The 22,691-nt window shown below is 30.3% G+C and carries 20 protein-coding genes and 1 riboswitch; of the genes, 1 reads left to right on the top strand and 19 read right to left on the bottom strand.

Annotated elements, in window-relative coordinates:
- Positions 1-42: 42 nt before the first annotated feature.
- The 14 genes from BV55_RS0109710 to BV55_RS0109640 all read right to left on the bottom strand — a co-directional run bounded on the left by BV55_RS0109710 (position 43) and on the right by BV55_RS0109640 (position 16,158).
- Positions 43-1,932, bottom strand: a complete 1,890-nt coding sequence (locus BV55_RS0109710; protein WP_029452633.1) for a PTS fructose transporter subunit IIABC — start codon at positions 1,930-1,932, stop codon at positions 43-45.
- A 26-nt stretch (positions 1,933-1,958) separates the two neighbouring features.
- Complete coding sequence (gene pfkB, locus BV55_RS0109705; RefSeq protein ID WP_029452632.1) at positions 1,959-2,864, bottom strand: 1-phosphofructokinase; 906 nt, start codon at positions 2,862-2,864, stop codon at positions 1,959-1,961.
- Positions 2,861-3,613, bottom strand: a complete 753-nt coding sequence (locus BV55_RS0109700) for a DeoR/GlpR family DNA-binding transcription regulator (protein ID WP_029452631.1) — start codon at positions 3,611-3,613, stop codon at positions 2,861-2,863. The genes pfkB and BV55_RS0109700 overlap by 4 nt, the downstream gene beginning before the upstream one ends.
- 225 nt (positions 3,614-3,838) lie before the next feature.
- Positions 3,839-5,281, bottom strand: coding sequence for a TrkH family potassium uptake protein (locus BV55_RS0109695; RefSeq protein ID WP_029452630.1), 1,443 nt, complete (start codon positions 5,279-5,281; stop codon positions 3,839-3,841).
- Between the two features lies 1 nt (position 5,282).
- Positions 5,283-6,647: a Trk system potassium transporter TrkA gene (trkA, locus tag BV55_RS0109690; RefSeq protein WP_029452629.1), complete on the bottom strand. Its 1,365-nt coding sequence runs from the start codon at positions 6,645-6,647 to the stop codon at positions 5,283-5,285.
- Between the two features lie 171 nt (positions 6,648-6,818).
- Positions 6,819-8,651 carry an ABC transporter ATP-binding protein gene (locus BV55_RS0109685; protein ID WP_029452628.1) on the bottom strand — a complete coding sequence of 611 codons (1,833 nt, stop codon included), beginning with the start codon at positions 8,649-8,651 and terminating at the stop codon, positions 6,819-6,821.
- A gap of 72 nt (positions 8,652-8,723) precedes the next feature.
- A complete protein-coding gene (locus BV55_RS0109675) occupies positions 8,724-10,529 on the bottom strand; it encodes an ABC transporter ATP-binding protein (RefSeq protein WP_242850873.1) in 1,806 nt (601 codons plus the stop codon).
- A gap of 448 nt (positions 10,530-10,977) precedes the next feature.
- Complete coding sequence (locus BV55_RS15590) at positions 10,978-11,118, bottom strand: hypothetical protein (protein WP_157469642.1); 141 nt, start codon at positions 11,116-11,118, stop codon at positions 10,978-10,980.
- Between the two features lie 90 nt (positions 11,119-11,208).
- The gene (locus BV55_RS0109665; protein ID WP_029452626.1) at positions 11,209-11,991 is read right to left on the bottom strand and encodes a GNAT family N-acetyltransferase; all 783 of its coding nucleotides are present in this window, start codon (positions 11,989-11,991) and stop codon (positions 11,209-11,211) included.
- Positions 11,992-12,080: 89 nt separating this feature from the next.
- Positions 12,081-12,761 (bottom strand): pseudouridine synthase, encoded by a 681-nt coding sequence (locus tag BV55_RS0109660; protein WP_029452625.1) that lies wholly within the window; start codon positions 12,759-12,761, stop codon positions 12,081-12,083.
- 69 nt (positions 12,762-12,830) lie between these two features.
- Positions 12,831-13,376, bottom strand: coding sequence for a cysteine hydrolase family protein (locus BV55_RS0109655; RefSeq protein ID WP_029452624.1), 546 nt, complete (start codon positions 13,374-13,376; stop codon positions 12,831-12,833).
- Positions 13,377-13,429: 53 nt separating this feature from the next.
- Entirely contained in the window at positions 13,430-13,861 is a 432-nt protein-coding gene (locus BV55_RS0109650) for a hypothetical protein (RefSeq protein WP_029452623.1), read from the bottom strand.
- A 161-nt stretch (positions 13,862-14,022) separates the two neighbouring features.
- Positions 14,023-15,201, bottom strand: coding sequence for a cation:proton antiporter (locus BV55_RS0109645; RefSeq protein ID WP_029452622.1), 1,179 nt, complete (start codon positions 15,199-15,201; stop codon positions 14,023-14,025).
- Positions 15,202-15,266: 65 nt separating this feature from the next.
- Positions 15,267-15,340, bottom strand: a riboswitch (Fluoride riboswitch).
- 203 nt (positions 15,341-15,543) lie between these two features.
- Positions 15,544-16,158 (bottom strand): VanZ family protein, encoded by a 615-nt coding sequence (locus BV55_RS0109640; protein ID WP_029452621.1) that lies wholly within the window; start codon positions 16,156-16,158, stop codon positions 15,544-15,546.
- Positions 16,159-16,493: 335 nt separating this feature from the next.
- On the opposite strand from BV55_RS0109640, the gene BV55_RS15145 reads away from it, so the two are divergent.
- Complete coding sequence (locus BV55_RS15145; protein WP_051652478.1) at positions 16,494-17,216, top strand: HAD family hydrolase; 723 nt, start codon at positions 16,494-16,496, stop codon at positions 17,214-17,216.
- A 169-nt stretch (positions 17,217-17,385) separates the two neighbouring features.
- Here the strand turns inward: BV55_RS15145 and BV55_RS0109630 are convergent, their stop codons facing one another.
- The 5 genes from BV55_RS0109630 to BV55_RS0109610 form a co-directional block, all read right to left on the bottom strand.
- On the bottom strand, positions 17,386-18,135 hold the full coding sequence (locus tag BV55_RS0109630; protein ID WP_029452619.1) for a hypothetical protein: 750 nt from the start codon (positions 18,133-18,135) through the stop codon (positions 17,386-17,388).
- Between the two features lie 73 nt (positions 18,136-18,208).
- A complete protein-coding gene (locus BV55_RS0109625) occupies positions 18,209-19,756 on the bottom strand; it encodes an ATP-binding cassette domain-containing protein (protein WP_051652477.1) in 1,548 nt (515 codons plus the stop codon).
- 350 nt (positions 19,757-20,106) lie between these two features.
- A complete protein-coding gene (gene eutM / locus BV55_RS0109620; protein ID WP_029452617.1) occupies positions 20,107-20,397 on the bottom strand; it encodes an ethanolamine utilization microcompartment protein EutM in 291 nt (96 codons plus the stop codon).
- A 52-nt stretch (positions 20,398-20,449) separates the two neighbouring features.
- Complete coding sequence (locus BV55_RS0109615) at positions 20,450-21,100, bottom strand: phosphate propanoyltransferase (protein ID WP_029452616.1); 651 nt, start codon at positions 21,098-21,100, stop codon at positions 20,450-20,452.
- Positions 21,100-22,686: an acetaldehyde dehydrogenase (acetylating) gene (locus tag BV55_RS0109610; protein ID WP_029452615.1), complete on the bottom strand. Its 1,587-nt coding sequence runs from the start codon at positions 22,684-22,686 to the stop codon at positions 21,100-21,102. Before BV55_RS0109610 ends, BV55_RS0109615 begins: the two co-directional genes overlap by 1 nt.
- Positions 22,687-22,691 lie beyond the last annotated feature (5 nt).

The raw sequence follows: 22,691 nt of genomic DNA, 5'->3' as shown, positions 1-22,691 counted from the left end.
GGCAGATTAGTATGCCACCTTTTTAAACAAATTTTAATTTTTTTATTCTATTACCTTTTTCTTTAACATAGCCATAACTATCATACCTATAACTGAGCCTACAACCAAGGATATAAAGTATCCAAGTGGATTAGATATAACAGGTAATACAAATATTCCACCATGTGGAGCTCTTAAAGTACACCCAAAAGCCATAGATAAAGCTCCTGCTGTTGCTGATCCAATTACACAAGCTGGAATTACTCTTAAAGGATCTGCTGCTGCAAAAGGAATAGCTCCTTCTGTTATAAATGATAAACCCATTATATAATTTACTAAACCTGATTGTCTTTCTTTTTTTGTAAATCTATTCTTAAAGAAAGTTGTACATAAAGCTATTGATAGTGGAGGCACCATACCCCCAATCATTACTGCAGCCATAAAGTGAAATTGGTTATTGGCAAGAGAAGCTGTTCCAAATACATAAGCTGCCTTATTTATAGGGCCTCCCATATCTATAGCCATCATTCCCCCTAAAACTGCTCCAAGAACTATCTTACTGCTTTCTCCCATGTTATTCAAAATAGTTGTTATTCCATTATTTAGTGCTGAAAGTGGAGGATTAATTCCATATACAATTATTACTCCTATTAGTAAAATACCAAGTAGAGGATAAATAAGTACTGGTTTTATACCCTCTAAGCTACTTGGAAGTTTGGAAAATACCTTTTTTAATGCTACTACTAAATATCCTGCTATAAAACCTGCTAAAAGCGCTCCAAGGAAACCTGATCCACCTTCATTTGCAAGCATACCACCAACAAACCCTACTGCTAAAGCTGGCCTATCTCCAATACTCATAGCAATATACCCAGCTAAAACTGGAAGCATAAATCCAAAGGAAGTACCACCTACCTTCATTAGAAATTCTGCAAATGGTGTATTAGAACCAAAATTTGATGGATCTATACTATAATCATCAAATAAGAAAGCTAAGGCTATTAATATACCTCCACCTATAACGAAAGGTAACATGTGAGAAACACCATTCATTAAATGTTTATATATCTCACGACCTAGACCTTCTTTTTCTGTTACATCTTCTTCATCTTTACCTTTACTACCATAATGATAAATAGGAACATTCCCACTTATGGCCTCACTTATTAGCTCCTGAGGTTTGTGTATACCATTTGAAACTCTAGTTTGAATAACCTTTTTACCATCAAATCGAGCCATTTCAACATTCTTATCTGCTGCTATTATTATACATTCAGCCTTTTCTATTTCATCTTTAGTTAGAATATTCTTTGCTCCTCCAGCTCCATTAGTTTCAACCTTTATAGTTATGTCCATATCTTTACCCTTATTTTCTAAACTTTCCGCTGCCATAAATGTATGGGCAATACCAGTTGGGCAAGCTGTAACAGCTAATACTCTATATCCATCTTTTTGTTCTATTTTATCTTTTTCTTTGTCCTTTTCTTCAGTTATTTTGTTATTTTCTTTAAAATCTATTAGTCTTAAAAATTCTTCCTTATCTTTTGCATCTATTAAACTATTTCTAAAATCTTCATCCATTAAAATAGTAGAAAGCCTTGAAAGAACTTCTAAATGAATATTATCTTCTCCTTCTGGAGCAGCTATCATGAAAAATAGTTTTGCTTTCTCTCCATCTAAGCTATCATAATCTAACCCATCTTTAATAACCATAGCACTAAGTCCAGCTTTTTTAACTGCCTTTGTTTTAGCATGTGGTATTGCAATACCATCTCCAATACCAGTAGTACTAATCTCTTCCCTTTTTAACACTTCATTTTTGTACTCTTCTTTATTTAATAAAATCCCTCTGCCATCCATTAAATCTACTAATCTACTTATAGCTTCATTTTTAGTTATTATTATAGGGTTTAATTCTATACCACTTTTATTTAATAAATCAATAATTTTCATTTATTACCCTCCTTTTATATATATTTTTATATAATCTCATTTAATAATTTTTCTATTAAATCTTTTTTAGCAAGATCTTCTGAAAATGCACTAGCACTGCCTGTGGCCACTCCCATTTTGAAAGCTTCCTCTAGGTCTTTATTTTTTAAATATCCCGCTATAAATCCTGCTACCATAGAATCTCCAGCCCCTACTGAATTTTTCACGTCTCCTTTAGGTGCAACACTTTTCATAACTTCTCCATTAGACTTTATAAATATTGCTCCCTTTGATGCTCTAGACACAAGTACATTTTCTGCTCCCATTTCTTGAAGCTTTTTTGCATAATATATTATTTTCTCATCATCTTTAATCTCTATATTAAATAAATCTGAAAGTTCATGATGGTTTGGTTTAATCAAAAATGGCTTATACTTTAATACATTTAATAAAAGTTCTCCTGTTGCATCTACTATAAATTTTACTTTTTTCAAATTAAGTCTTTCCATTATAGTTTCATAAATGTCTTTTGGAAGAGTATCCGGTATGCTTCCTGCAAGAACTAAAAAATCTCCTTCTTTAATAGCTTCTAGCTTACTAAACAATTCATTAAGCTCTTCCTTACTTATATAAGGACCTTTTCCATTTATCTCTGATTCTTCCTTAGATTTAAGCTTTACATTTATTCTTGACATACCATTATTTAATTTAATAAAATCTGTATGAACACCCTTTGATTTCACTCTTCTTTCTATCTCGTCACCAGTAAATCCAGCTATACATCCAAGTGCTACACTTTCAACTTCCAAATTGTTTAAAACAGTAGACACATTAATGCCCTTACCACCTGCATAAATTTCTTCATAAGATGTTCTATTCACACGTCCAAGGTTAAAATCATCAACCCTAACCACATAGTCTAAAGCTGGATTAAAAGTAATAGTATAAATCACTTTGTAATCACCTCCAATATTTCTGTTAAAGCTTTGTATTTATTATCCAAAAGCTTAGTTGTAATTATACTTGCCTTTGAAATATTTCCAAAAGTTATAGAACTAATTTCATCAAATTTAGAATCATCAGCTAGTATATATGCTGATCTAGCTCTATTTAGAGCCTCTTCTTTAACTGACGCTTCTTTAATATCAGGGGTTGTATAACCCCTTTTAATTGATATACCATTAACACCAAAAAAGCCCTTAGTAAAATTATATTTCTTTAGGCTGCTAATTGCTTCAATTCCAACTATGGCCTCTGTGATACCCTTTACCTCTCCACCTAAAATATAAGTTTTATGATCATTTTGAATAAGCTTTTTAGCATGACCTATAGCATTTGTAACGAATATAGCTTCTTTTTCCTTTATAAAATCTATCATAAGTTCTGTAGTAGTTCCTGCATCTAAATAAACAAAATCATAAGGCTTTATAAGTGATGCTGCATATTTCGCTATTTCAAGCTTTTCATTAGTTTTTAGTCCTTGCCTTACAGCAACCTTATCTTCCCTTGTATTAATATCCTTATCTAAGGCCATTGCCCCTCCATGAATCTTATTTAGTTTTCCCTCTTTATGAAGTGCATTTAAATCTCTCCTAATTGTAGACTCAGATGCATTTAACTTTATAACTAAATCACTAACATGAACCACAGAGTTATTCTTTAATTCTTCAAGAATAAATTCATATCTTTCTTCTGTTAACATCTCTATCACTTCCTAATTACATATTACATCTATCATAAAAATAAATCAACCATTTCCATTCATAATAATTCATAAGCGCCCATTTACCTTTAATTCCATTCATGTTTATTTGTAAAAAAAGCACTACTTCATCTTAAAGTAGCGCTTATATTTTTTCATTATATTTATTATTAGTATTTATCTTTCCAAAATAATATTAATCACAAATAAATTATATTATTATAACTAACTTTTCCACATAGATGGCCTTAATATAAGTAACATTGGATATATTTCAAGTCTCCCCGCTAACATACAAAATGAAAAGACTATTTTGCTAAGTGATGAAAAGCTACTAAAGTTACCTATAGGTCCCACAACTTTAAACCCTGGTCCTATGTTACCCATAGTTGCAAACACCGATGTTACTGTGCTCTCAAAATCCATTCCATCTATAGATACAATTATCACTGCTATTACGATAATTGCCATATATGCAAATATAAATATACCTACCTCAGATATAATTTTGTCATCAACTACCTTGCCGTCAAGCTTTACTGAATTAACCATTCTAGGGTGAATTATTTTATTTATATTCCGTTTTATAGCTTTAAATAAAAGCACTATACGCACAGTTTTAATTCCTCCACCAGTAGATCCTGCACAACATCCTGTAAGCATTAGCAGTGCTAAAATTGACTTACTAAGTGTGGGCCAAAGATCAAAGTTCGTTGTAGCATAACCTGTAGTTGTTACGATTGAAGCAACTTGAAATGAAGACTGCCTAAAAGATGTAGCTAAGGAATTTCCATTTAACCCTTTAATATTAAAAGCTATTATAATCATAGCAGCAAATACTATTAAAAAGTAATACTTTACCTCTTCATTTTTAAAAGCCTGCTTTATATTTCCTGTAATAAGATGAAAATATACCGTGAAATTAACTCCAAAAAGTAACATAAATACAGTTATAATAACTTCCACATAAACATTATCATAGGCTCCAACACTACTGTTCATACTAGAAAAACCTCCTGTACCTGCTGTACCAAATGCATGAATTAAGGCATCATAAAAATCTAATCCTGCAAATAAAAGTAATACTATTTGCATTATTGTCATAACAAGATATATTAAATACATTATCTTCGCGGTCTGTTTTATCCTAGGAACAACCTTACCTGGAGAGGGACCTGGACTTTCTGCTCTTAATAAATGTATAGTATTTCCCCCAATAGATGGCATAAGTGCTAAAGTAAATATCAAAATTCCCATACCACCTATCCAATGGGTAAAACTCCGCCAAAATAAAATTCCCTTAGGTAGGGATTGTACTTCTTGCAAAATAGTAGCACCTGTAGTTGTAAATCCTGATACCGTCTCAAATATACAATCTACGAAAGAAGGTATTGATCCACTTATGTAAAATGGAAGAGCTCCAAAGATGGATATAGCAACCCAACATATAGCAACAGCTAAAAACCCATCCTTAGCATAAAATGTCTTTTTCTTAGGATTTATTAAAGACATAAATACACCAATAATTAACATTATTATGATAGTTACAATAAAACTATTAGTATCACTCCCACCGTAATATACGGATACAATAAGGGGTAATATCATAACTAATGCTTCATATTTTATAACATTTCCAAGTACCTTTAGTACCATTAAGTAATTCATATTAGAGTCCTCCCTCAAGGAGTATATCGTTTATTCCCATTACATTATGTCTTTCTGTTACTATAATTACGCTATCATTAATTTTAATAATATCATTTCCCCCAGGAATTATTATCTTATGATTTCTTACAATAGCTGCAATTAATACACCTTTTTTAATCTTTATATCTTTTAAAGGCACATTTTTGCACCTAGTATTAGCACTTGCTACAAATTCTAAAGCCTCAGCCTTTTCCCCTACTATCTTATATAAATTTTCAATAAAATTTCCATCTTTACTGTTAAGTCCTCTTACATATTTTATTATTTTATTTGCTGTAATCATTTTAGGACTTATAACACTTTCAACTCCAACCTTTTTAATTATATTACTATAATTCACGCGTGTTACCTTGGTTATTACATTATGTACCCTTGCATTTAAAGCAAAAAGAGATGATACTATATTTTCTTCGTCTCTATCAGTTAAAGCTATAAATACATCAGTTTCATTTAAATTTTCAGATTCTAAGATCTCTTCTTCTGTTCCATCGCCATGGATGATAATAGCCTCTGGTATTAATTCATTTAGTTCTTCACATTTATCATAATTTTTTTCTATTACTTTTATTTTTGCTCCAATTTTATTAATTAATTTAACAAGATAGTAGCTTATCCTTCCGCCACCTATTATCATTACATTTTTGACTCTCTTTTGATACTTACCAAGATGTTGTAAAAAGGAGGTTATATTGGAATGATCCCCTATAACATAAACTTTATCATTAGCTTTAAGCACAAAATCACCTGTAGGTATTAAAACCTTATCATTTCTTTCTACTACACAAAATAACACAGAACACTTTTTTAAATTTATATCAGATATAGCTTTATTCACAATAATATCCTCATTTAAAAGTCTAAAACTAACTAAATCAGCCATGCCATTTGCAAAGGTTTCTATACTAGATACAGACGGAAACTTTATAAGCTCTGCAATTTCCATTGCAGCTTCTTTTTCTGGATTTATAATCATCTCAATACCAAGCTCATCTTTTAACATTGAAAGTTCCTCTGCATACTCAGGATCTCTAATTCTTGCAATAGTATGTTTTGCACCTAGCCTTTTTGCTGCTAAAGAGCAAAGAGCATTCCTCTCATCACTATCAGTAACAGCAATGATTACATCGGCTCTTTCTACCTCAGATTCTTTAAGTACATTAACTCTTGTACCATTACCTTTTATACACATTACATCAAGACTATCAGTAGCCTTCTTAAGCACTTCAGGATTTTTATCAATAACCATAACATCATTTCCTTCTTCTGATAGATGTTTAGCTAAAGTATATCCAACCTTGCCAGCCCCCACAATTATAATATACATTTTGTTTTTACCTTTCCTTTCATATGCATTATATGGTAAACAATATCTTATAGACAATAAATATTATAATACAGTTCCTATCCAATAGCTACCATAAAAACTTAAAAGATAATGCATAAATCCATTTAATAAAGGAGTAGTCACTTATAAATAGTGGCTACTCCTTTATTTTTAGGAAACTACAGTTTTGCTTTCCATTTCCTTTTCCAAAAGAAGCTGATTTGTATAAAGCTTATAATAGTAACCCTTTTTCCTTATAAGCTCCCTATGAGTTCCATGTTCAGTTATCTTTCCTTTTCCTATAACAAGAATCTTGTCTGCTGATACTATGGTTGAAAGCCTATGAGCTACCACAAAACTTGTTCTATCTGAAAGTACTTTTTCTATAGCGTTTTGTATCATTCTTTCTGTTTCTGTATCTATAGATGAGGTAGCTTCGTCTAGTACAAACAGTGCTGGATTTGCAACTATTGCTCTTGCAAAGGATATAAGTTGTTTTTCTCCTGTTGAAAGGTTTCCTCCACCCTCTCCAACCTCTGAATCATAGCCTTTTTCCATCTTCATTATGAAGCTATGAGCATTTACAAGTTTTGATGCTCTTTCAATTTCTTCATCTGTAGCTTCAAGCTTTCCATAGATTATATTATCTTTAATAGTTCCACTAAAAAGGTGTGGACTTTGAAGTACATAACCTATATTTGACTGTAGCCACAACATAGACCTTTCTCTATAGTCTTTACCATCAATTAATATTTCACCACTTGTAGGTTCATAAAATCTACATAATAAATTTACTAAAGTGCTTTTCCCTGAACCAGTTTCCCCAACAAGGGCAATAGTTTCTCCTTGCTTTACCTTTAAATTAAAATTTTCTAAAACCTTTTCTCCATTTTTATATGAAAAGCATACATTTTTAAATTCAATGTCTCCATGTATCTTTTCCCAGTTTTCTTTTTTTGCATCAAACAAATCTCCATACTTTTCTATTACATCTTCTCTATCCCATATATCTGGCTCTGTTTCTATAAGAGATATTATTCTTTCTGCTGATGCCTGTGCATTTTTAAGTTCTGCAAGAGTTCCAGCTAGCTGGCTTACAGGGTCAAAAAACTGTATAGTATAAGCAATAAACATTACAAAGGTACCATAAGACAAGGTTCCAGCTATAACGCTATTACCCCCAAACCATAGTGCAAATCCGGTACCTATACTCCCCATAGATAAAACAATAGGAAGAAATAACGCAGAAAACATAGCTGCTCTTACAGAGGAATTTCTCATTTTAGTAGCATCCTCTTTAAATTCATTTAAGTTTTCTTCCTCTCTAACAAGAGTTTTAGTAGTTTTAGCTCCAGATATCTCCTCACTAAAATCTGCTGTTAACTGAGAGTTTAATTTTCTTACACTTCTATAGGATTTTAATATTTTCTTTTGAAAGTACATTCCTATAAAAAATAATGGAGGTACAACGCACATACTTATAAGGGTTAGCTTTACGTTATTATAAAGCATTATTCCTATGAAAGATACCATGAGAACCAAAGCCCACACCATATCTATAAGCCCCCAAGATATAATTTCACTAAGCTTTGCTACATCCGACGTCATCCTTGCCATAAGCCATCCTACAGATGAATTATCATAATAAGAAAATGATAATTGTTGAAGCCTTTTGAATCCAAGATTCCTTATATGATAGGCAAGGTGAGTTTCAATTTTACCTGCCTGCATTATAAATAGTTTTATATTTAGCACTTGGAAAACAACTATAAGAAAATAAACTATCGCAAAGGTCTTTATCCCATCTAAACTTTTACCTACAATAAAATTATCAATAGCATATCTTGTAAGAAGTGGCATTATAGCATCTACCCCTGCTACTCCTACCATTAAAATTGCTAAAAATATAAGTCCTTTTTTGAATTCAAGAAGATACTTAAAAAACCTCCGCCAAATTCCAATATCCAGCTTTTGTGTTGATTTATCTTCATCTATTCTAGCCATTCCATCATCCCCTTTTTACTCTTTAATGCCTTTTTCATAACTCTCCCTAAAGACTTACCTATAATAAAATTTTTATTCATTTAAAGCCTCTTCTTCATCTTCACTAAAAGCATCTAATGAATTTTGTATGTCCCATATTCTTTTATAGATACCATCCTTACTTATAAGCTCTTTATGATTTCCCATATCTTCAATCTTTCCTTGATTTAAAACTATTATTTTATCTGCATCCATAACTGTTGAAATTCTATGAGATATTATAAATGTAGTGTTATCTTTACTTTTCTTTTTTAACTCTTCTCTAATTACCCTGTCTGTTTCTGCATCTACTGCACTTAAGGAGTCATCAAATATTAATATAGGCATGTTTTTTATAAGAGTTCTTGCTATTGCAACCCTTTGCCTTTGTCCTCCAGATAGAGTAACCCCCTTTTCTCCAACTACAGTATCATACCCTTTTTCAAAGGAGCTTATAACTTCATGCACCGCAGCTGACGTTGCTGCACTTTCTATTTCCCTATCACTGGAGTCTAATTTAGATATCATAATATTTTCCTTTATAGTACGTGCATAAAGAAAAGGCTCTTGTAGCACAATTCCTATATTATTTCTTACCCATTTTCTTTCAATATCTTTAAGCTCTATGCCATCTATTTTTATAGAACCACTGTCATAATCATAAAGTCTTAATAAAAGATGCACTAATGATGACTTTCCTGATCCAGTAGGTCCAACTATAGCTATAGTTTCACCTTTTTTAACACTAAAACTTAAATTTTCAAGTATTTTAGTATCCTTGTCATATTTAAATGACACATTTTCAAATGTTACCTCACCCTTGATGTCAGGCTTTAAAGCCTTACCATATTCCTGTTCTACTGGTGTTTCAAGAATATTTGTAATTCTTTTAAGAGAAACTGTCATTTTTCCCATATCTGAAAGAATTCTACCAAGCTGTCTTACAGGCCAAAGTAACATACCCTCATAGGTATTAAAAACGACTAAAGTTCCAAGACTTATCTCACCTTTATTTGCATAATATATACCGGCAATTAAAACGAGTCCAATTTGAGTCATACAAAGCAAATCCGATATAGACCAATAATTAGAAAGTAATTTAACTAAATTAAAATTCAAATCTCTATATTTTCTATTTTGTTTTTCATATTTTTCTATTTCAAAACTTTGCCTTCCAAAAGCTTTTACCACTCTAACGCCACTTAAGTTTTCTTGAAGTACAGATGTAAGAACCCCTTCTTGTGCGTCAGCCTTTTCAAAATTGTGCTTAATCTTTTTAAAGAATACATATGAAAATATAAATATAAATGGCACTATTACCATGGCAATCACTGTCATCTTTTTATTTAGTGATAGCATCATTATAAGTGCAAAGGTTACTATAAATACTGCCCTTCCTATATCGACAAGTTGCACTGCAAAAAATCTTCTAATAGTATCTACATCTGATGTACAACGTTGAATTAAATCTCCTGATTCTGAATTCACATGATATCCATAGGGTAAGTTTTGAATATGATCATAAAGTTTTACCCTTATATTTTTAGCAATATTTTCAGCTGCCTTAGCCGCAAGCTTTCCTCTTAAAAATAAGAAAACCCCTCTTATAACGGTTAGTGTTATTAGAAACAAAGAACATATCCATAAGTTTCTAGAAAGCACTCCTTTACCACCAAAAAACTCTATAATTTTCTCAATAAATGGTGATGCATTCAAAGGTGTATTTCCGATAATAGAATCTATAGTAGTCTTTATAACCATAGGTTCTAGCATAGCTATAAATGTTGATATAGCTATAGAGGCAATTGCCGCAACATATAACAACCTATTTCCTTTAACTAGTTTTAAAAGTTTTTTCAAATTAATCCCCCCTTGTATTGTCATAATAATGTTCCCGTCAAATTAATCTTTTAAAAAGGTTTTAATATAATTTTTTAACTCAGGTACTAAAATTAAAATACTCACCTCTTACTTTTTCTTTAACATAATTTTTAATCATACTTACCACTCCTTTTATATTTTTGTAAAATAAAAAACCGAAGAATGTAGTATTCTACGGCTTTAAACGCATAAACTGTATCTTAAGTTTAAATAGAGCTCACAATTGATATGAAATCTTGTCTTTAAACTAAAAATTACAATCTTTATCTTATGTTACAGTATGTACCTTACAATGAACTGTTTCTAGGTACAGACTTCAACTTAAGATAAAGTAGCTTTTAGAAGGATAATCTAATTATATATCCTTAAAGCTAATATAAAAAGCCATAGGTACACAACCCATGGCTATACATTACTAAATTACAAATTAAAAACGTATACCAAGATCGTGCATGTATAATTTATTAAATTGTGCTGAAACATTAACATCATGGGCTACTTTATTATTAACAGAACTCACTAAAATGTTCATATCATTGCCTGCTACGAACCTTTGAATCATCAACATATTCACGACCTCCTTTTTTTATTTATTGTAGTTATTTACCACATAATAATTATATAATGGAAATTAATAAATTGCAACAAGAATTTCAGATTATTCAAAAGAATCTTTATTGTGTGTTTGTAGGTTTTCTATGATAGCCTTAAATTTTTTAGGATTAATCTCATGGGTAACGAACTCACCCTTATAAAAAAGAGAATAGTTAGTATAGCAACATGGACTATTTATAGCCTCTTCTCTGGTTTTTAGTCTAACAGCTTCATATATACAATTATTATCCTTTGCTATTTCTTGTTGAACTATATTTACGTTATAATCCATAAAAGGACATGCATCAGAATAATATGCTACAAAGCCTCCATTATCATAAGAAGTGGCCTCTTTAGCTTTAGGCAAAATCTTAGGATCCATAGCATCCTCATTAAATTTTAAGCATAATAGTTCAAAATAAGGCTTAGCTTTATCTACCACTAAAAATTCTTGCTTTAAAAAGAACTTTTTATCACTTATAAAGGGCCTTTTCTTATCACTGCATAAAGTAACTATTCCATCTTTACCTTTTGCCTTTGCTTCCTCTATACACTTACTAAGTAGCTCTTTCCCATAACCTTTTCCAGCATATCTTCCTGATACCCAAAAACAATTTATCACCATATAATTAGGTGCATTTACTGGAACATATGCTATTTCTGAAGGGCAATATTCTATAAAAACCTTTGCTCTTTCATCTAACTTTGTAAATTTATATCCATTTTCTATATTGTCTTTAAGCCATTGCTTTTTAAGTTGATAACCATCTTTACACTTTTTATCTGAAATAGCACAACATATATGCTCGCTTTCTATGTTTTCTTTAGTTAAAGTAATAAATCCCATAAATACCTCCTATAAATAAACAAACTCTTTATATTGTAGTTATTAATTAATCTGAGATTTCCTCTATATTTTAATTTTAAGTAAAAGTTCTATTTACTTCTTAATTCCACTAACTCTTCTTCTGTAAGATTACGCCATGTACCAGTATCTATACCCTGGATTTTTATATTAATAATTCGGATACGCTGAAGACTTATCACATTATACCCAAAAGTCTTTGTCATCTTTCTAATTTGCTTATTAAGCCCTTGGGTAAGTATAATTCTAAAAGTATCTTCACTAATCCTACTTACCGTGCAAGGCCTTGTTCGAACTCCAGAAATTTCTACACCTTCTGACATTCCCTTTATAAAAGAATCATCAAAAGGTCTATCCACAGTTACTATATATTCCTTCTCATGGTTATTTTCTGACTCTAAAATTTTATTTGCAAGGTCACCATCATTAGTCATTAATATTAGCCCTTCAGATGCCTTATCTAATCTTCCAATAGGAAAAATGTATTCCTCATAATTCATAAAGCTAATTATGTTACCTTCCACTTCCTTTGCCGCAGTACAAGTGATCCCTACCGGTTTATTTAATGCAATATATATCTTTTCCTTAGGCAAAAGAGGAGTATCATCAATAAGAATATCATCCTCCTTCTCTACCCACTGCCCTTTAATAGCTAACTCTCCATTTACCTTTATTCTACCTTCCTCAATAAATTTATTTGTTTCACTCCTAGAACAAAACCCATAATTACTAAGAAGTTTATTTATCCTCATATTAAAATATCTGTCCTTTCATTTGTATCTGATATATCTAATTCAGACTACATATAAAATATCATAGTATTATTTCCTATTAATAACCTTCACCTGCAAAGATTCAATTACATCTAGTGCCTTTTCATGTAACTCATCATTAAAACTAGCACAAAGTCTTCCATCAACTATAATCTCTGCATTCCTATATTGTGACTGAAACATAATAACATTGCTTATTACGCACATATTGGTAACCACTCCAACTAGCTCAATTTCATTAATATCTTTTCCTATTTCACTAGCTAATTTCACCATGTCCGTTGGATCTATTCCAAAACCCTCTTTATTGTAATGCAATGTAGTTTTAGAGTTTATAAACTCATTTAACTTTCCATATAACATGTGACCATCAGTATCCTTTATACAGTGTGAGATTGGTAAAGATTTACCTTCCCTAGTATCTAAATAATTTTCATAATGAGTATCATAAGTAAATAAAACCTTGTCCTCATTTTTAAGATATTCATTTACCTTATTATATATAGGCATTTCTAATGTTTTAGCCTTTATGAATCCTAATGTACCATCTACGAAGTCATTTTGATAGTCAACAACTACTAATAATTTAGTCATCATTAGCACCCCCTAATCCCCATTATCCCTTTATTATAACCATTTTACAATACCTAGCTAAAAATTAAATCCACACCTTTTTTCTCCATGTCTTTAATATAATCATCTTTACACTTACAATCATTATTACAAATACAAAATTCATTATTAATAGTTTTTATAAGGTCTTTTCTAAGGTCATTATAACTCTTCTTAATTGTTTTATATTCATCAAATAATATACATGCAATAATCATTGTAACAAAAAGCATTCCAAATATAATTGGGTCAAACCTTTTTAGAATAGTTTCTGTACTATGATTTTGAAGAAAAGCCATTACATAAGAACTATATCTGTTGATATTCCAAACTACATAAATACCTAGTAAAACAATAGCTCCACCTGGTAAGGTTAATAAACTAAGTTTTTTATTCATTTGTTCTTTTAGCTCGCATACCTTATTAGTTTTTTTCTTAACTGTGTAACTAAGTGTTGAGTAATTCAATTTAAAACCCCCATTTATTATCATTAAATAAGATACCCTTAGCTATTACTTTTTAAGATATCTACTAATAAATATGATTTTTTATGAAAAGTTATTACTTCACTAATTAACATCTTAATTATATTCTTCAAAATAATTAATGCTATATTGTATTATTTTACTTAGGCTTTTGTTAAAAGTTTTTTATATGTCCTATCAATACCTATAGCGCCAATTGGAGCTGTAACTAAAATAGCAAGTACTGCAACTGTAAGAATGGTGTTTCCTGCCAAAACCCCAGCTGAAAGAGGTATCGAACCAATAGCAGCTTGAACAGTAGCCTTAGGCAAATAAGATATGGCACAAAAAAGCTTTTCTCTATTTGTAAGCTTGGTTTTTATTAAACATATATAAACTCCACATATTCTAAAAATAAGTGCACTTAAAATAAGAATAACTGCCATAAGGCCTACATCTGAAACAAACCTAATGTCAACAGCAGCCCCTACTAGAACAAAAAGCAAAATTTCAGCCCCCACCCATACTTTTAAGAGCTTCTCAGATAAACGCTTAGCCAAAACCTCGTATTTTTTTAAGATAGTTCCTCCTAAAGCCATTACTGCTAGTAATCCTGACATAGGAATATAGGATTTAACTTCTGATTCAAGACTTATAAATAAAAAAGAAACACTAAGAATTATTAATATTTTTACAGTATCTCTTATATGAAGTTTTTTGAATACAAACACAAGTAAAAGTCCTGATAGAATACCTATAGCCAAACCAACAACTATCGAAATTGGAACTGCTGTAAGACTTAGTAGACTAAAGCCTTTTCCCTGATACATACCCATAAATGATGTAAATAATACAATAACATAAACATCATCTACAGATGCTCCTGCTAATATTAATTGTGGTATGCTTTTTTCCTTACCATACCCACCTTCCATAACTTTAAGCATCCTAGGCACAACTACCGCTGGAGAAACAGCAGCGAGAACAGTTCCCATTATAGCAGCTTCTATATATGACACCTTAAAAAGTATTGGAGCAAGTAATGTTATTGCAACAAGTTCAAAGGTAGCCGGTACAAAGCACATCAAAATAGCAGGTGTTCCTACCTTTTTTAAATCCTTAACATCTAGTGAAAGACCTGCCCTTGAAAGTATTACAATAAGGGCTATTTGCCTTAGATCCTTAGATATATTAAGAATATCCGGTGATATTAAATTTAATACAAAAGGTCCAAGAATAACTCCAGTAATAAGCATACCTAAAATTCCTGGTAACCTAACTCTATTTAGAATACCACTTAATGTGAATCCTATAATAAGAATAAGAGCAAGACTAAATAACATAAAACTCCTCCTTTATTAAATAACAAATATTAAATAACAAAAAAAGCTGATAGCTCCGCAATAATATTATTGCAGAAGTCATCAGCTAAATAAGCGATTTTAGCATTTGCTAAGGGAGTACTTCATTCCCAATAATGAAATTATAACATAATAATATAATAATATACACCTTGTTGTGATTAAAATATCACATACATTGAAATTTCACTCTACACTTCCAACACTGTTACTTAACTAAACTCTTCAAAATAAAACCATAGACTAATTGATTAGTCCATGGTCTTATTTGTTAATCAGTTCATGGTGATAGGATATCACAAATAAAACATTAATATTATATTCTTAGCCTAAAAATGAACTTATAATTGCAATCACAATATATAGATAAGGTTCAAATTTGGTAACTATTCTATCACTAGAGAATGGTTGGTTTACTGTTTTATTAGCAAATTTATGAAAAACTTTACTCATAATATTAAAAACAATCCACCCACAAATAGTTCCTATGGTATTCATTATTAAATCATCAACATCCGTTGCACGATATGGAACAAACAATTGACTAATTTCAATAATAATTGAAAATAATATTCCTTGATACAATGTTGACCATAATGTTCTATATCTTTTCCATAATGTTGGTAATAAAAATCCGAAAGGCATAAAAAATATTATATTAAGTATTGATGATATTTGAATTCCATCTTTAAAAGGTACTAAATTTATATTAGGATTGAATATAGGCCTATTAAATCTTGAAATTCTTTGCCATTTTTCCAAAGAAGGAAATCCTACTACTTGTGTTAATGCAACTACAAGATACAATATAAACATGTATCTAAAGAAGTAATGTTGCCAACTTACTTTATTTTCAAAGTTCTTATTACTCTTTCTTAAGAAAATATTTAAAATGGTTATTAAAATAAATGATATTATAAAACTTATTAATTCCCTCATCTCTTCTCTCCTTTTTTGAACTCAATATTAACTAGCCAATTAAAATTTCATTTTAAAACTAAACAAAAATATTCTTTTTTTAATTTTTTATTACCAAATATATTATATAATTAATTATCTAAAACTTATTTAAGAATATCTTAAATCTTTCTTAATATAATAATTATCAAGTGATGCTTAGACTCAGGTGGAGTTTGCTTATAAGGAATACATCTCTCCATCTGAGTCTTAGAAGAACTTATCCAGGGGCATAGCAGCCGTCATCCCCCACCTTGAATAGGATAGGGGTGTTACGGATGGTAGCCATCGGACAAAATTTAAATTGAGGTGGAATGATGGATAAGGTTAATGTAATATTTTTTGATATGGGAAATACTTTATTACATTTTCATTATGGAAACTCAGATGATGAAAAAGATATGCAAGGTTTAATATATTTAACTGAATATCTAAATAAATTTAATACAAATATTAAATTTGATGAAGTAAAGCAAGGATTTTATCAAAGTTGGATGGAAGGGATAAAAGATATAAAAGTAACACTTACAGAGTACCCAATAGAAGACTTTCTAAATAATTTTCTTCAAAAACATGAATTAAGTCTTAACTTAGAGCAATGCATAGAAGCAATTAATTTATTCTATACAGGTTATAGGGAACAAGTATATTTTGAAAATAGTATATATGACACCTTAAAAATAATAAAAGAGAAGGGTTACAAAATAGGAATTATATCAAATACTTGTTATTATGATGAGGTTATGAAAGAATGTTTTAAAAAAGCAAATATTTATGACTTAATTGACAGTTTTACATTTAGTTATTCATTAAAAATTGGTAAACCCAATAAAAAAAATTTTAAAACTGCTTTTGAAACAATGAAAATTACACCAGTAGAGGCAATAATGGTGGGTGATAATTTAGAAAGTGATATTAAACCAGCATTAGATTTGGTAATGAAAACTATATGGCTTAATCATAAAAATAACAATATAAATGGTAAAATTGTACCACATATTGAAATATCATGTATATCAGAATTGCCTAAATACAGATAGATACATGGGGTTATAAGTTGTTTATTAAATGTTTTGTAAGGCATACGAACTCTTTATATAATAAACTATTCTATAAAGAGTTCGTACCAAATTATATTCAAAACTACTTACTATTAATACTGGGAAATGTTTTCAAATAATTATGCAAGCTAAAAACCATGTCTTAAATTTATAATTTAACTTCTCTAATCTTGTCTCTATGAACTAAACAAAACTCATAACCCTTCTTCATAAAATCAAGGATTGAGTTGTTTTCATATATTTCCCTTAAACAGTCCATAGCTGGTTTGCCATCTATTTCTATACTATAAAAACAATCATATGCCTTTTGTTCATAAGGATTTAGATAAGCCAGTCTCTTCTCATTAAGAATTGGATCTATGGCCATCTCACTTAGTATCCACTTTAAATGAGGAGTTTCATATTCTTCAGGACTATCATGAAAATATGACTGCCATATATTAAACCAAATAAAATGAGTAATTTCATGCAAAGCACATCCAACAGCCTCTTTATCACTATTTATATAAAAAATATCAAATGTATTAGTTTCAAGGTATCTAGGCATTACTGGATTTAAACTAATGTATGCTACCATATTATTAAATTTATCTTTTAAATCTATATCAAAGACTTCTTCAAATCCCTGTTGTATTTCTTCTTCATAAAAATCCCAATATTTTTGATAGCTATTTTTCTTTTCTAACAATACTAATTCATTGCTATTGTAGTTATCCAGTAACCTTTTCTCAATATATTCAACCTGATCAGTTTTATCTAAGGAAATAAAGACAGATTCATCTATGTCTTTATAAAAATAAGTAATCATATCTAAAAATGTCTCTGGCTCATATAGTAAAAATTCTTTAATAGAATTCATTATATAAGAAAAATCTGCTACTTCAAATTTAACTTTCACTCTAATCCCTCCCCCTGAATTTAATTATGTGAATTAGATTTATTCTCCCAGTTAATTGATGCTATTTTTTAATTTATAAGTTTAAAACTGTATTATAATATCTATCCGACAAATCATCATGAGTAATAATAAATGTTATTCTATTGCTACTGTCATCAATTATCCTATTTAAAATATCATTTGCGCTTTCTTTATCTATATTTGAAGTTATCTCATCTAAAATAAGAACATCCGAATGATTATATAAAGCTCTAACTATGGCAATCTTTTGTTTCTCTCCTCCTGAAAGATTAGTTCCCCCTTCAAGTATAACAGTATCCAAATTAATATTTTTAAAAATTGTCTCTAAAATAGGATCTTTAATTAAGTCATTTTCTATTTCTAATAATCTCTCTTTTCCCAAAAATAAATTATCTCTTAAAGTACCTTTTATAATAGGAACATTTTGAGATAGATACTCTACATTAGATCTAATACTTTTATTTGTTATATTGATGATACTTTCTTTATTTAACTTTACACCTTTTGCTTCTCTAAACTTTGGAATTAATTTAAGTAAAGTAGATTTACCTGCACCACTTGAACCCTTTATCCAAATTATATCACCTTTTTTATAGCTACCATTAATATTCTTAGATAATACTCTATCTTTTATCATTAGTTCATCTATTTGTAAATCAACTGTATCTATTGATTCTATATCAATATGTCCGTCTAATTCTCTATGTTGTTTAAGTTCTTCTACAAACCTTTTTGAGTTGACCATATCTCTTTTATTCAAATTAGAGCTGGTCAACTGATTTACTTGATTAAAAAACAAAGGCAATATTATTGTATAAATAACCAGATTCATTGGATTTTGATTTAATTTCATATAGTCCATTACTAAGAAAACCATAACCATAATGTTTACTATAGAATTCATTGATTTTAACAAAGTACTTGATGACTGAGCATAAATATTGACCTTAGCCATTGACCCGTAAATCTTTTTTAATGATGAATCAAATTGTTCAAATAATCTCTCATAATCAGGTAATTGTTTTAAATAATCTGTTTGGTTTACTATAGAGAGAATCTCTTGCCATCCAGATGAAGTGCTCTCTTGCATATTTTTTGATCGTTTCATTAGTTCTTTATTTAGTAGTCTATAACCAAAATAATTAATAGGTACAATTATTACTAATATAATAGCAATATAAGGATTCATCAAAAAAACCATTACCGTTATTGAAGTAATTATTATGAGGCTTGACCATATTTTAATAGCATCTCCTGTATAGTATGCATAGAAACTATTTACTGAAATGGCTATTCTCTCAATCAAATTCATAGGTCCCTTTTCATTGATTTCATCATACTTCAAATGAAACATACTATTTAACATCATTACACAATTCTTTATATTAAAACCCTTTGCAAACTTTTCCCTTATTGCTGTAAATATAATTTCTATAATTAAAGCAAGTAACAAAACTACGAATAACCATATAACTCTTTCAGATGTAAAACCTATACTGTCATTATTCCATATCTGTATAAGTATAGGCGGTGCCAAATATGCTAAACTATTTATTATAACCATACATATCATAACAATTAAAAACTGACTATATTTCACTTACAATCACATCCTATAAATATTTCTGAAACTCCCACACCTAAATGAGTGGTCTTTTTATGCGAAGCTGTAAATGTCGCTTTTGTTTATAGATAACCCTTATACGTTGCTACCTAATTGTTACTTATGCCCCCCCAATACTATATACTATATACTATATAGTATTTGCCATGTTATTTAAATAAATACCACTCTACATATTCCGACAATATTAGATATATGATAGCTATAGTGTCAACCTACATCACTCTAATTAGAAAGTCTTCATTAGACAATTCATGAAACTCTAAAAAAAGTGCCACTAAATTAACTTTAGTGACACTTTTACTTTTTCTATTCTATTTAAAAACCTATTTTATATCTGATTTAATCATTGGAAGTATTATTTCAACATCAGAGTGTGGTCTTGGTATTACGTGAACTGATACTAATTCTCCAACTCTTTCAGCAGCAGCAGCTCCTGCATCTGTAGCAGCTTTAACAGCTCCAACGTCACCTCTTACCATTACAGTAACAAGTCCAGCACCTATTTGCTCTTTACCTACTAAAGTTACATTTGCAGCTTTAACCATAGCGTCTGCTGCCTCTATTGCTCCTACTAATCCTTTTGTTTCTATCATTCCTAATGCATCATGTTTCATTTTAAATTCCTCCTAAATATTTTTATTATATTTATATTAATTTTATAAATATTTACTTAATTATTGTTATCTTTGTTTTTGAGCTAATGCCCATTGCGTTAGCTTCTTCAATATCAAGATGGCATTCAAGTTTTGAAGCGTCATTTGCTCTAATAGCAACATTGCTATATATTCCACCTCTTAAGTCATCAATTTTTATTGATACTGTATCTCCATTGCAAACACCTAAGTTTTTAGCGTTTTCTTTTGTCATATGAATATGTCTTTGTGCAACAACTAATCCTTCTTCAAGTTGAACAGAACCTTTTGGTCCAATTAATGTAACCCCAGCTGTTCCGCTTAAGTCTCCAGATAGCTTTACATGTTGCATTACTCCAAGTTTAATGCAGTCTCCCATCAATACCTCAACTTGCGTTTTACTTCTTTCAGGTCCTAAAATTCTAACTCTTTCAATTGCTCCCTTTGGCCCACAAATTGTTAAAACTTCATTACAAGCATATTGACCAGTCTGAGATAAATCTTTAAACTTTGTAAGCTTATAATCTTTTCCAAAAAGACTTTCTATATCCTTTTCTGAAAGATGCACATGTCTATTAGAAATTCCTACTGGAATCTTTGATAAATCTTCTTTAGGCAACGTATTTGCTTGCTTATCCTTAACAGCTTCTAATACAAGCTTTAATAATTCTTCATAATTGTCCATTAGTTATTGCCTTTCATAGATGAAATCATTTGATTAACTAAAGCTAAAAGTTCTTCTTCTTTTAATTTGCTACTATTAGATTCAGTAACTATAGTTTTCTCATTAGACTCTTTTAAAGTTTTTGCTGCTGCTGCAATTTGATCTGGGCTCATATTCATACTTTGATTTCTAGCTGCATTACAATTTTCCGCAGTTTTTATACGATTAAAGCTTGCATCATTAGATGCTAATGTTGCACAATCTTTTAAGCCATAAGCAACTCTCTTAATATTTATAAGGTGTTTTGGAGTAACATTTTCAGATGTTGAACTTCCTCCCCATGTACCACACCCTAATGTAAATGAAGGACTAAGTCCTGTGCTTGCACCTGTTCCCCCTTGTGATCCACCAGTATTAACAAGAATACGGGAAGCTGGTTTCTTTGCAAAAGCCATAACCATGTCTCTATCTTCAGTATGTATGCTCATTGTATGTCCAATTCCATTTTGAAGTAATTCAATACTTAATTCACATGCTTCGTTGCAATCTTTTACTGTATAGAATCCAAGAACTGTTGTAAGCTTTTCATATGATAGTAGATTAGTACCACCTACACCATTTTGTTTTCCTATAAGTACTTTAGTGCCTTGTGGAATTGAAATTCCTGCAGAACAGGCTATAACTTGTGGACTTCTTCCAACGAATTTAGCATTCATAGTATGTCCATTTTTAAATAATATTTTGCATACTTTATCAGTTTCTTCTTCTGTCATAAAGTATCCGCCTTGTTTTTTAAACTCTGCAACAACTGCATCGTGATTGCATTCTTCACATATTATAGATTGTTCTGAAGCACAGATTGTACCATTATCGAAAGTCTTACTTGCCATAATGTTTCTAACAGCTTTTTCTATGTTGGCAGTCTTTTCTATATATGCTGGAGAGTTTCCTGCTCCAACACCAAGAGCTGGTTTTCCTGCACTATAAGCAGCTTTAACCATTCCTGGGCCACCTGTTGCTATTATTATTGCAACTTCATTACATTTCATTAATTCATTTGTAGCTTCAATAGTTGGTGTTTTTACAGTACTTATAATATTCTCTGGTGCACCAGCTTCTATAGCTGCTTGGTTCATTAACTCAATTGCTTTAATTGTACATTTTGCAGCAGATGGATGTGGAGCAAATACTATAGCATTACGAGATTTTATAGAAATCATAGCTTTAAAAATTGCAGTAGAAGTTGGGTTTGTTGAAGGTATTATACCCATAACTAAACCAACTGGTTCAGCAATCTCTATAACCTTATTCACCTTATCTTCGTTAATTACGCCTATAGTTTTCATATCTTTTATTGAATCATATACTGCAGAAGATGCCATATGGTTTTTATAAGTTTTATCCTCAACTTTACCAAAACCAGTTTCTTCAACTGCCATTTGTGCTAAACAAACAAGATTTTCTTCTGCAACTCTAACCATATTGCATAGTATTTTATCGATTTGTTCTTCATTATAAGTAGCAATTTTATTAGCTGCCACTTTTCCAAGTCTAGCAAGGTTTCTTGCCTCTTGTACTGAATATAAATCCTTATCAAAATTTTCCATTGTAT

It is taken from the genome of Clostridium algidicarnis (assembly GCF_000703125.1).
Classification (GTDB): Bacteria; Bacillota; Clostridia; order Clostridiales; family Clostridiaceae; genus Clostridium_L; species Clostridium_L algidicarnis.
The sequence above is the reverse complement of the archived record's forward strand: the minus strand, read 5'-3'. Positions and strand labels throughout refer to the sequence as shown.